The organism is Streptomyces sp. NPDC031497 (genome assembly GCF_055580905.1).
In genome coordinates this window covers 13525-25615 of record NZ_JBVIKO010000014.1, presented here as the reverse complement: position 1 = coordinate 25615, position 12091 = coordinate 13525, and the positions used below count along the sequence as shown (strand labels likewise).

Here is a 12091-nt window from a genome sequence, read left to right as displayed (position 1 = left end):
GGGCGTGAAGCACGGCGCGGCCCGGGGCCGGGCGTGAAGCGCGGCGCGGCCGGGGTCATGGGGTAGCCGGCGGCTCGCCGTCGCCCTGGCCTTGGCCCTGGCCCTCGCCGTCACCCTGGATCTCGCCCTCGCCCTCGCCCTCGACGAGCTGGCGTTCCATGCTGCGGGTGAGGTGGTCGGTCATCGCCTCGGCCGCCCGCTCGGGGTTGCGGCGCAGGACGGCCCGGACGATCCGCTCGTGCTCGGCGACGGTCGGGCCACCGGCGCCGACCACGTTGCTGAGCCGGAAGATGTGCAGGTGGGCGTGGAGGCGTTGCACCGCGTCCACGAGGAGCGGGCGGTGCGCGGCCTGTCCGATCGCCTCGTGGAAGCGCTGGTCGAGCGCGGCGAAGTCGCGGTAGGAGGCGTACCGGCCGTTCGGGCTGGGCTGGGCCTGCATCTCCTCGACGATCCGTTCGAGGGCGTCGAGTTCGTCCTCGGTGGCGTTGACGGCGGCCAGGGCGGCGGCTCTGGGCTCCAACAACAGCCGCATCTCGAAGAGTTCCGCGAGGCCCTGGCGGGTGAGGAGCTCCGTGGCCCGGTATCCGGACAGGGCGCGCTTGACGACCAGGCCGTCGGACTCCAGCCGGGCCAGGGCCTCCCGGACCGGGGTGGGCGAGACCTTGAGGGTGCGGGAGAGCGCGTCGATGCCGACGCGGGCGCCGGGGGCGATCTCGTGGTCCATGACCATCGCCTTGACGCTCTCGTACACGCTGTCCGACAGCGCCTGCCGGACGGGAGGCGGCTCGTCGTGCTCCTCGCCCTCGGCCGGGGCCCCGGCCGCGGAAGAGCTGTGCGACGGCATCCCGGCTCCTCCTTCTCAAGGCCTGTGTGTCGCCGACAGTTTACCCAGGTGGGCGCGGTGAGAGGCCCGGAAGTCCTGATCACGCGGGACGGCGACGGCATCCGTTGGACGCGCCCTTCTCACCATCCGTCTCGTACTGGCGTGCTAAGACCCTGCCCATGGATCCCGAACCGATCACCGCCTCCACCCCACGGCCCGTACGGCGGCCGACCCAGGTGCAGGGCTGGCACGAACTCACCTTCCTGCACTGGCCGGTGGAGCCGGACCGGGTGGCCGGGCTGCTGCCCGCCGGCACCCGGCCGGACACCCTGGACGGAGTCACCTACGTCGGCCTCGTCCCGTTCATGATGCGGGGCGTGGGTCCGGGCCCGGGACCGGGGCTGCCGTATCTGGGGACCTTCTGCGAGACGAACGTACGGGTGTACTCGGTGGACGAGCAGGGCCGGCGCGGGGTGGTGTTCAGATCCCTGGACGCGGCCCGGCTGCTCCCCGCACTGGCGGGCCGGCTCGGGTTCCGCCTGCCGTACCTCTGGTCCTCGATGCGGCTGCGCCGTGAGGGCGAAGTGATCACCTACACCTGCCGGCGGCGGGGCTCGGCCGCCACCAGCCGGGCGGTCATACGGACCGGGCCGCCGATCGCGGAGCCGTCACCGCTGGAGCACTTCCTGACCGCGCGCTGGGGGCTGCACACCACCTGGCACGGGCGGACCCTGCACCAGCCGGCCGAGCACCCGCCGTGGCCGCTGCACCGGGCCGAACTCCTGGAGCTGGACGACGGCCTGGTGGAGGCGGCGGGCCTGCCCGCACCTGCCGGGCCGCCGGTCAGCGTGGTCTGGTCCCCGGGTGTGAAGGTGCGGTTCGGGCGGCCGACGCTGCTCCGGCAGTCCAGGTAAAGAATTCGTATGGTCTAGTCCAAAGTGCACTTTGGTCCAGTCCAATCTATTGACGTGATCGCGACACCTCCGGAAGCTGGGGCACCACCCCACCTCCCCCGCCCCCTGGAGGCTCCAGTGAGACCCCTTCGCGCATGTCTGGGCGCGGCGGCCGCCGTCACCCTCGCCGCCGCCGGCACGACCGCGCTCGTCGCGAGCAACGCCTCGGGCGCGACCACCGCGCTGAGCAACCGGTGGTACGCGGCCGCCCCCTATCTGATGCCGCTGGACAACAACCCGCCGAACGCGGCCACCATCATGGACGCCACCGGACTCAAGGCCTTCCAGCTGGCGTTCGTCCTGGCCCCCAACGGCGGCGGCTGCTCCCCCACCTGGGGCGGTACGGCGGCGGTCTCCTCGGACACCGCCGTCCAGTCGGTCATCAACACCATCCGCGCCAAGGGCGGCGACGTCTCCGTCTCGATCGGCGGCTACGGCGGCACCAAACTCGGCCAGACCTGCGCGGACGCCGCCTCCACCGCGGCGGCCTACCAGCAGGTCATCACCAAGTACGGGCTGCACGCGATCGACTTCGACCTGGAGGAACCGGAGTACGAGAACACCGCGGCGATCAAGAACGAGATCGGCGCCGCGAAGATCCTCCAGCAGAACAACCCGGGCCTGTACGTCTCCGTCACCACCGCCGGTACGGCGGACGGGACCGGCTGGTTCGGCAAGCAGATGCTGCTGGAGGCGAAGTCGCAGGGGTTCACGCCGAACAACTTCTCCATCATGCCGTTCGACGGCGGTTTCAGCGGGGCGGCCTCGCAGACCAGCGCGCTCACCAACTTCAACTCGATCCTGCAGTCCACCTTCGGCTGGGACCAGGCGACCGCCTACGCCCACGAGGGCTTCTCCGGGATGAACGGCCGCAGCGACACCGGCGAGTACTTCACCCAGGCGGACTTCCAGACGGTGCTCGACTACGCCACGAGCCACAACATGGACCGGTTCACGTTCTGGTCCCTGAACCGCGACCGCCAGTGCAGCCCGGTCGACAACAACGGCACCACCTCCGGGACCTGCTCCAGCGTGGCGCAGGGCGACTGGGACTTCGCCAAGTACTCGGTGAAGTTCGCCGGGGTCACGCCGCCGACCACCACACCCACCCCCACGCCGACCCCGACGCCCACCTCCTGCAAGACCGCCTGGAGCTCGACGGCGGTGTACACGGCCGGGAACGAGGTCTCGTACAACAGCCACAACTGGAAGGCCAAGTGGTGGACCCAGAACGAGGTGCCCGGCGCCTCGGAGTGGGGCCCCTGGCAGGACGAGGGCGCCTGCTGAACCTCTTGACGGGACTGGTCCGGACCTTTAGTTTCACGGGTCATCGACGGTTATGGATGCGTCCAGAGTTCATGGACATGAACATCAGGTGAGTTCTGGACGCACCCCTCCTCCGAAAGGACCCCCCACGTGAACCGTTCCCGGCTGCTCGCGGCTCCGGCCGCCGCGGGCCTCGCCCTCGCCCTCGTCCTGCTCACCGGCGGCAGCGCGGGCGCCGCGGATCCGACCAAGGCGCCCGGCGGCAACTTCGACCTGTCCATATGGCAGCTCCAGGAGCCGGTGGGCTCCCCCGGCTCGCCGACCACCATCCCCTCGTCCCGGCTGCAGGGCGCGAGCGGCTACCAGGACGCGTACTTCTACACCGACACCCGCGACGGCGCGATGACCTTCTGGGCGCCCGAGAAGGGCGTCACGACCCCGAACTCCAACTACGCCCGCTCCGAGCTGCGCGAGATGAACCGCGACGGCAGCGCCGCCAACTGGTCGCTGAGCGGCAGCCACAAGATGAGCGCGACGCTGCGGGTGGTCTCGGTGACCAAGAACGTGTGCGTGGGCCAGATCCACCTCGGCACCGGCGGCTCCTCCACCAAGCCGCTGCTGGAGCTGTACTACCACTCCAACGGCGACATCGTCCTCGGCACCGAGAACTCCCCGGACGGCGGCCAGACCTCGCACAGCGTGGGCCACGTGTCGATCGGCAAGACCTGGACGTACACCATCGCGGTCTCCGGCGGGAACACCATCGACCTGACCGTCAACGGCACTACGACGCACTACGCCATTCCGTCCTCCTTCAACCAGTACAAGCAGTACTTCAAGGCGGGCTCGTACAACCAGTCGTCCTCCGACAGCACGACCAACGGCGCCCGGGTCGCGTTCTACGGTCTGACCGTCAAACACGGCTGAGTTCGGCTGCACGGGCCTGGCGGGGGCGGTGGTTCCGCCGCACGATGGTGGTGCCATCCGGGCCCCGGCCCGACGACGGGAGGACACATGAGCCAGAGCTGGGAACCACGTCCTCCCGTCACGGCGGACGACGCCGAGTGGCGGCCCGCGCTGGACATCCCGGCACCCGGTCCGCAGCGCCGCTGGACGGTACTGCTGCGCTGGCTGCTGTTGATCCCGCAGTTCGTCGTTGTCTGCCTGCTGGGCATCGCCGCGTTCTTCGTGACGGTGGCCGGCTGGTTCGCGGCGCTGGTCCTGGGCCGGCTGCCCGACGGGATCGCCGATTTCCTGGGCAAGTACCTGGCGTACGAGACCCGGGTGGTGGCCGGCTCGATGCTCCTGGTGGACCAGTATCCGCCGTTCGCCCTGACCGCGCCGGAGCACCCGGTGCGGATCGAGCTGCGGCCCACCACCCTGAACCGGCTCGCGGTGCTGTTCCGGCTGATCCTGATGATCCCGGCGTGGATCGTCGCCGGCTTCGCGGCGGCCGGCTGGTTCGCCATCGGCTGGATCTTCTGGATCATCGCGATCGTGCTGGGGCGGCTGCCGGAGCCGGTCTTCGGGGCGACGGCGGCGGTCGCCCGCTACCGGATGCGGTTCGGCGCCTACGCCGCCATGCTGACGCCCGTCTATCCCAAGGGGCTGTTCGGCGACCGGCCGGCCGCCGAGGCGGAGGAGGTCCGCTCCGCGACCCGGCCGCTGCTCCTGGGCACCACCGCGAAGGTCCTCGTCTGGGTCTTCCTGGTACTCGGCCTGTTCACCCAGGTCCTCTCCCGTCCCTCCGCCGACTACGACGACAACGGGCTCGCGAACCCGGCGCAAGTGGTACATCCGGCGGGACGGTCGTAGCGTCGAAGGGAAAGAAGAACGGCGGAACTGGTGGGAGCGACCATGCGCAGACCAGTGGTGGGAACGGCGATCGGACTCGGGGCGGCCCTGCTGCTCACGGCAGGCATGACGACGGCCTCCGGGGCGACTCCGCCGACACCGGCCGCGTCGCCGGCGGTCCAGCACCCCGTGCTCGTCGACTGCCTCTGGCACCAGCGGTTCCGGCCGACCGACTTCATGCTGGCCTGCGGTGACGGCAACAGCCTGCTCACCGGCATGAAGTGGACCCAGTGGAACGACAACACCGCGGTCGGCCAGGGCGTGAACGCGGTCAACGACTGCAAGCCGTACTGCGCGGCCGGCCACTTCCACAAGTACGCGGTGACGGTACGGCTCGACCGGCCGACGGCCTGGACGAAGCATCCGAACGTGGAACAGTTCACGCGGATGAGCCTGAACTACGCCGGTGCCAAGCCGGAGGGATACACACAGGTCATGAACTACCCGCTGTGGAACTGAGCGGGACCGTCACCCGGCTGCGCGGCAAGCGGGGCCACGCCGTGCGCCGGGCGGGCGACGTCCCGGCCGGGGCTGCCCCGGGCCGGGACTTACGAGCCGTCATGTTGGTGTGACCGGTACGCCGGAGCCTCGCGCTCCCGTCGAAAGAGGTCACATGCCCCGATTTCTCCGTCCGGCCGCCGTCGCCCCGGCCGCGGTCGCGATCGGCCTGCTCGTGGCGGCTCCGGCCGCGGCCGACGAGCCGGTCGTGTCCAATCCCCACGTCATCGCGCACTTCGATCTGGCCGCCGGGCAGACGCCCGAGAACGTCGTCACCGAGCGGGGCGGCTCGGTCGACGTGACCTTCGCGTCCGCCCGCCAGGTCGCCAAGATCACCCGGGAACGCCGGGTCCGGGTGCTGGCGACCCTGCCCGCCGAGGACCACCCCCGCACATCCCTGGTGGGCGGCGCCCTCACCCTCGGCCTGGCCCGCGCCCACGACGGCACGCTGTACGTCAACTACGCCACCGGCACCGGCAGGACCGGCGTGTGGCGCGTCCCGGCGGGCGGCGGCACACCCGAGCAGATCGCCGAGCTGCCCTCGGACGGCCTGCCCAACGGCCTGGCCCTCGACGAGCGGCACGGGGTGCTCTACGCCGCCGACTCGGCGCTGGGCACGGTCTGGCGCATCCCGCAGGCCGGCGGCACACCGACGGCCTGGGCCACGGGCACCGCCCTCACCGGGCTCCCGGCGCCGGCCAGCGGCTTCGGGGCCAACGGGATCAAGGTGCACAAGGACGCGGTCTGGGTGACCAACAGCGACCGCGGGACCCTGCTGCGCATCCCGGTCGGCACGGACGGCTCGGCCGGGGCGACCGAGACGCGGGCCACCGGCCTCACCGGCGTGGACGACTTCGTCTTCCCCGGGCACTCGGACGTCGTGCTCGCCGCGCTGAACCCGTCCAACGAGGTCGTCATGGTCCGCCCGGACGGCGTCCGCAGCACCGTGCTCGCCGTGCAGGACGGCCTGTCCAACCCGACCTCGCTGGCCGTGAACGGCCGTGATCTGTTCGTGGCGGGCGGCGCCTACTCCACCCAGCGCGACCCGAACCTGCTGAAGGCGCGTCTGGGCGCCCACTTCGTCCGCTCGTAGCCGACGAGGGGAGGACCGGCGGTGACCGGCCCTCCCCTCACGCGGGACGCGACTCAGGCGATCTCGACCAGCAGGTCGCCGCCCTCCACCTGCTGGATGCGGTTGATGGCGAGCCGCGAGATCCGGCCGGCCTTCTGGGCGGTGATGGTCGCCTCCATCTTCATGGCCTCGATGGTGGCCACCGTGGCGCCCGCCTCGACCTCCGTGCCCTCCTGCACGGCGAGGGTGACGACGCCGGCGAACGGGGCCGCGACATGGCCGGGGTTGGCGCGGTCGGCCTTCTCGGTGACCGGGATGTCGGAGGCGGCCGCCCGGTCGCGGATCTGGATGGGCCGCAGCTGGCCGTTGAGGCTGGACATCACCGTGCGCATACCGCGCTCGTCGGCCTCGCCGATCGCCTGGAGCTCGATGAGCAGGCGGACGCCGGGCTCCAGGTCGACCGCGTACTCCTTGCCCGGGCGCAGGCCGTAGAAGAAGTCCTTGCTGTCGAGGACGCTGGTGTCGCCGTAGGTCTGCCGGTGCGTCTCGAACTCCCGGGTCGGGGCCGGGAACAGCAGCCGGTTCAGCGTCGCGCGGGGGTCCTTGGCGAGGCCCTCGCGGTCCTCGGTGCCCAGCTCCGGGGCCGGCTTGGCGGCGCCGCGGCCCTGCAGGGCCTTGGTGCGGAACGGCTCGGGCCAGCCGCCGGGTGGGGTGCCCAGCTCGCCGCGCAGGAAGCCGATGACCGAGTCGGGGATGTCGAACTTGTCGGGGGTCGCCTCGAAGTCCTCCGGGCTCACGCCGGCGCCGACCAGGTGCAGGGCCAGGTCGCCGACCACCTTCGAGGACGGGGTGACCTTCACCAGCCGGCCGAGGATGCGGTCGGCGGCCTCGTACATCGCCTCGATGTCCTCGAAGCGGTCGCCGAGACCGAGCGCGACGGCCTGGGTGCGCAGGTTGGAGAGCTGACCGCCCGGGATCTCGTGGTGGTAGACGCGGCCGGTCGGGGAGGCCAGGCCCGCCTCGAAGGGCGCGTAGACCTTGCGGACGCTCTCCCAGTACGGCTCCAGGTCCTCGATCGCCCGCAGGTCGAGCCCCGTGGGACGGTCCGAGTAGTCGGTCGCGGCCACGATCGCCGACAGGGAGGGCTGCGAGGTCGTACCGGCCATGGAGGCCACGGCACCGTCGACCGCGTCGGCGCCCGCCTGGATCGCGGCCAGGTAGGTGGCCAGCTGGCCGCCAGCCGTGTCGTGGGTGTGCAGGTGGACGGGGAGGTCGAACTCGCTGCGCAGCGCCGAGACCAGCTTCGCGGCGGCGGGGGCGCGCAGCAGGCCCGCCATGTCCTTGACGGCGATGATGTGCGCGCCGGCCTCGACGATCTGCTCGGCGAGCCGCAGGTAGTAGTCGAGGGTGTAGAGCCGCTCGTCGGGGTTGGACAGGTCGGCGGTGTAGCAGAGGGCGACCTCGGCGACCGCGGTGCCCGTCTCCCGTACCGCCTCGATGGCGGGGCGCATCTGGCCGACGTCGTTGAGGGCGTCGAAGATGCGGAAGATGTCGATGCCGGTGGCGGCGGCCTCGTGCACGAAGGCGTCCGTCACCTCGGTCGGGTACGGGGTGTAGCCGACGGTGTTGCGGCCGCGCAGCAGCATCTGGAGGCAGATGTTGGGGACGGCCTCGCGCAGGGCGGCCAGCCGCTCCCAGGGGTCCTCGGCGAGGAAGCGCAGCGCCACGTCGTAGGTGGCGCCGCCCCAGCACTCCAGGGAGAGCAGTTCAGGCAGGGTGCGGGCGACGACCGGGGCGACGGCGAGGAGGTCGCGGGTGCGCACGCGGGTGGCGAGCAGGGACTGGTGGGCATCGCGGAAGGTGGTGTCGGTGATGCCGATGGTCGGCGACTCGCGCAGCCGGCGCGCGAAGCCCTCCGGGCCGAGCTCGACCAGGCGCTGGCGGGAACCCGCGGGCGGTTCCCCGGCCGGCAGCGGGGGCAGCTTGGTGGTCGACTCGATCAGGTGGGGGCGCTCGCCGTGCGGCTTGTTGACGGTGACGTCGGCCAGGTAGGTGAGCAGCTTGGTGCCGCGGTCGGCGGAGGAGCGGGCGGTGAGCAGGTGCGGGCGCTCCTCGATGAACGAGGTGGTGATCCGCCCGGCCTGGAAGTCCGGGTCGTCCAGGACGGCCTGGAGGAAGGGGATGTTGGTGGCCACACCACGGATGCGGAACTCGGCGACGGCGCGCCGGGCGCGGCCGATGGCCGCCTTGAAGTCCCGGCCCCGGCAGGTGAGTTTCACCAGCATCGAGTCGAAGTGGGCGCTGATCTCGGTGCCGGCGTGGGTGGTACCGCCGTCGAGCCGGATGCCGGAGCCGCCCGGGGAACGGTAGGCGCTGATGCGGCCGGTGTCGGGGCGGAAGCCGTTGGCGGGGTCCTCGGTGGTGATCCGGCACTGGAGGGCGGCGCCGTGCAGCTTCACCGTGTCCTGGGACAGGCCGAGGTCGGCCAGGGTCTCGCCGGAGGCGATGCGCATCTGGGCCTGGACCAGGTCGACGTCGGTGACCTCCTCGGTGACCGTGTGCTCGACCTGGATGCGGGGGTTCATCTCGATGAAGACGTGCTTGCCCGCCCGGTCGAGGAGGAACTCGACGGTGCCGGCGTTGCGGTAGCCGATCTCCCGGGCGAAACGCACGGCGTCGGCGCAGATGCGGTCGCGCAGCTCCGGGTCGAGGTTGGGCGCGGGGGCCAGCTCGATGACCTTCTGGTGGCGGCGCTGGAGCGAGCAGTCCCGCTCGAAGAGGTGAATGACGTTGCCCTCGCCGTCGGCGAGGATCTGCACCTCGATGTGGCGCGGGTCGACGACCGCCTTCTCCAGGAAGACGGTCGGGTCGCCGAACGCGGAGGCCGCCTCCCGGGAGGCCTGCTCGATGGACTCGCGCAGCGCGGCCGGGTCCTCGACCCGGCGCATGCCGCGGCCACCGCCGCCGGCGACGGCCTTCACGAACAGCGGGAAGCCGATCTCGTCGGCGGCGCGGACCAGTTCGTCGATGTCGTTGGAGGGCTGGGAGGAGCCGAGCACCGGTACGCCGGCGGCGCGGGCGGCGGCGACCGCGCGGGCTTTGTTGCCGGTCAGCTCCAGCGTCTGGGCGCTCGGCCCGACGAACGTGATGCCCGCCTCCTCGCAGGCGCGGGCGAGTTCCGGGTTCTCGGAGAGGAAGCCGTAGCCCGGGTAGACGGCGTCGGCCCCGGCCCGGCGGGCGGCGCCCACGATCTCCTCGACGGAGAGGTAGGCCCGTACCGGATGGCCGGGTTCCCCGATCTCGTAGGCCTCGTCGGCCTTCAGCCTGTGCAGCGAGTTACGGTCCTCGTGGGGGAACACGGCGACCGTGCGCGCGCCCAGTTCGTAGCCCGCGCGGAAAGCGCGGATGGCGATCTCTCCACGGTTGGCGACCAGCACCTTGCGGAACATCCCTGGATCCCTTCAGCCTGCCGGCGACGAACACCATGGTGTCAGCCGCGCCCTGCCGTAGCCCGCGCAACATTAGGGGTTGCCCGGACCGGCTGAAGTGCGAAAACCATCACATTGACGTTGTTGAGCACTTCGGCGGGTCGGCCGCGTGGCTTATGGGTTCCGGGGAACCCGGTGAGGTTGGGGCGTCCCGGCGGATCCGGAGCGACGGTAGGGGGTGGTGCTGCGGCGGGTCGGACCGGGGCACGGGCGGTTCGGACCGGGGCGGGGTCGGCGGGGTGCCGAGGCGTGCGGCGGGGCGTTCGGCCGGAAGGGCGGGGATCGGCAGCCGACGGCCGTGCAGCAGGCCGAGGACGATCGCCGCGGTCACCGCGATCAGGTGCTCCCGGCCCGCGAGGTTCGGTACGGCGACGGACTCCCACACCATCGAACCGCCGGTCAGCGCGAAGACGACGGGCGCCCGGCGGACCACGGCCAGATAGGTGAACAGGCCCACCACCGCGGCGGACGGCCCCGTGTCGAGGACCCGGCCGGCCTGAGGGGGCAGGCCGAAGCCCCACCAGCCGGGGCCCAGCGCGACCATCACACGGGCCGTCATGGTGCCGGCCAGCGTGGTGAGGTACGCGACGGCGAGGGTCCGGGCGCGGCCGAGGGCGAGTTCGGCGAGGGCGAAGGCGAGGAAGAGCTGGGTGATGCCGGCCCACACCGGGAGGTCCAGCGCGGGGACGTAGAGCGAGACCGGGGTGCGCAGCAGGGACAGCCACAGGGGGAGGTCGGCGGTGACACCGCCGAGGTGCCACACCAGCTTTCTGCCGACGGGGTGCTGGGCGACGTCGTGGAAGAAGATGACACCGAACGCAGCCACGAACGCCAGCACGATCCCGGAGAGACCACGCCGTACGAGCTGCCGTACCGGCTCCACCACGATGCTGTGCCATTCGTCGCGCAGTGTGCGTCGCACGAACCGGACGGCACGCGCGGCCGCCGTACCCCAGCTTCCGTTCCCCGTCATGAAGGCATCGTCCCCTCGACACCGGCTGCCGGCCCTCGGCCCCGCGCCCCCGAAGAGGCTCTCCGTTCCCCGGCCGTTCCACGCGTCATCGTATAGACGTTTGGATCATTTGCGACGATGCGGGAGCTACTGCTGGTCGCATGTCGGCGTCGGGTTTATCACCCGTCCGCGACGCAACCCCCAGGGGCGTGACCACGTCCCCCTCATCGAAACCTCGGCAAAGGAGTGGTAATGCAGCAGCCGTCCCGCCGTGTTGTGCTGACCGCGGCCCTGGGCACCGCGCTGCCCGCCCGCACGGCGCCGGACGCCACGAGCAGACTCCGGGCACTGGAGCGCGAACACGGGGCCCGGCTGGGGGTGTTCGCCTGGGACACCGGCTCGGGCGCCCGGGTCCGGCACCGTTGCGGCGAACTCTTCCCGATGTGCTCGGTGTTCAAGACACTCGCGGTCTCCGCGGTGCTGCGGGACCTGGACGAGGACGTACTCGGCGAGGTCGTGCACTACGACGCGAGCGATGTCGAGAAGTCGGGCGGCGCGCCCGTCACGGGCAGGCCCGAGAATCTCGCCGCGGGAATGACCGTCGCGGAGTTGTGCGGAGCGGCGATCTCGTACAGCGACAACACCGCGGCGAACCTGTTGCTGGAGCAACTGGGCGGGCCGGTGGCGGTGACGCGGCTGTGCCGTTCGATCGGGGACCGGGTGACCCGGCTCGACCGGTGGGAGCCGGAGCTGAACTCGGCGGAGCCCGGACGGGTCACGGACACCACCACTGCCCTGGCCATCGGCACCAGCTACGCGCGGCTGGTCGTCGGGAGCGCCCTGGACGGCGCGGACCGGCGGCGGCTCACCGGCTGGCTGCTCGCCAACACCACCGGAGGGGAGCGGATCCGCGCGGGGCTCCCCGCGGACTGGACCGTCGGCGACAAAACCGGAACGGGCGCCTATGGCACCGCCAACGATGTCGCGATCGCCTGGCCCCCGGGTCGCGCCCCGGTCGTCGTCGCCGTTCTGTCCACGCACCCCGACCCCGCCGCCCAGGCCGACTCGGCGCTGGTGAAGGAGGCGGCGGCCGTGGTGGCGGACACGCTCACACGAGCCGCTTCGTAAGATCGCGCACTGTCAGGACGACACGGCAAGTCGCCGTCACTGACAGCGGTTTCTTGC

10 protein-coding genes are annotated in these 12091 nt (G+C 71.6%); 7 read left to right on the top strand and 3 right to left on the bottom strand.

Going from position 1 to position 12091, the window contains the following annotated elements:
* Positions 1-55 precede the first annotated feature (55 nt).
* Positions 56-844, bottom strand: coding sequence for a GntR family transcriptional regulator (locus ACZ5K7_RS26870; protein ID WP_468916977.1), 789 nt, complete (start codon positions 842-844; stop codon positions 56-58).
* Positions 845-1002: 158 nt separating this feature from the next.
* Here ACZ5K7_RS26870 and ACZ5K7_RS26865 point away from each other — a divergent pair, with 158 nt between their 5' ends.
* The 6 genes from ACZ5K7_RS26865 to ACZ5K7_RS26840 all read left to right on the top strand — a co-directional run bounded on the left by ACZ5K7_RS26865 (position 1003) and on the right by ACZ5K7_RS26840 (position 6487).
* Complete coding sequence (locus tag ACZ5K7_RS26865; RefSeq protein ID WP_468916975.1) at positions 1003-1737, top strand: YqjF family protein; 735 nt, start codon at positions 1003-1005, stop codon at positions 1735-1737.
* A gap of 117 nt (positions 1738-1854) precedes the next feature.
* The gene (locus ACZ5K7_RS26860; protein WP_468916971.1) at positions 1855-3063 is read left to right on the top strand and encodes a carbohydrate-binding protein; all 1209 of its coding nucleotides are present in this window, start codon (positions 1855-1857) and stop codon (positions 3061-3063) included.
* 129 nt (positions 3064-3192) lie between these two features.
* The gene (locus ACZ5K7_RS26855; protein WP_450971934.1) at positions 3193-3969 is read left to right on the top strand and encodes a polysaccharide lyase family 7 protein; all 777 of its coding nucleotides are present in this window, start codon (positions 3193-3195) and stop codon (positions 3967-3969) included.
* Positions 3970-4056: 87 nt separating this feature from the next.
* Positions 4057-4857: a DUF4389 domain-containing protein gene (locus ACZ5K7_RS26850; protein WP_468916966.1), complete on the top strand. Its 801-nt coding sequence runs from the start codon at positions 4057-4059 to the stop codon at positions 4855-4857.
* Between the two features lie 42 nt (positions 4858-4899).
* Positions 4900-5355 carry a hypothetical protein gene (locus ACZ5K7_RS26845; RefSeq protein ID WP_351696709.1) on the top strand — a complete coding sequence of 152 codons (456 nt, stop codon included), beginning with the start codon at positions 4900-4902 and terminating at the stop codon, positions 5353-5355.
* A gap of 154 nt (positions 5356-5509) precedes the next feature.
* Positions 5510-6487 (top strand): SMP-30/gluconolactonase/LRE family protein, encoded by a 978-nt coding sequence (locus ACZ5K7_RS26840; protein WP_468916963.1) that lies wholly within the window; start codon positions 5510-5512, stop codon positions 6485-6487.
* A gap of 53 nt (positions 6488-6540) precedes the next feature.
* Here ACZ5K7_RS26840 and ACZ5K7_RS26835 read toward each other — a convergent pair whose 3' ends face one another.
* Positions 6541-9915, bottom strand: coding sequence for a pyruvate carboxylase (locus tag ACZ5K7_RS26835; RefSeq protein ID WP_468916960.1), 3375 nt, complete (start codon positions 9913-9915; stop codon positions 6541-6543).
* A 109-nt stretch (positions 9916-10024) separates the two neighbouring features.
* Positions 10025-10927, bottom strand: a complete 903-nt coding sequence (locus ACZ5K7_RS26830) for a hypothetical protein (RefSeq protein WP_351696719.1) — start codon at positions 10925-10927, stop codon at positions 10025-10027.
* Positions 10928-11158: 231 nt separating this feature from the next.
* Between ACZ5K7_RS26830 and bla the strand changes: the two genes are divergently transcribed.
* Entirely contained in the window at positions 11159-12034 is an 876-nt protein-coding gene (gene bla / locus ACZ5K7_RS26825; RefSeq protein WP_468916957.1) for a class A beta-lactamase, read from the top strand.
* Positions 12035-12091: the final 57 nt, after the last annotated feature.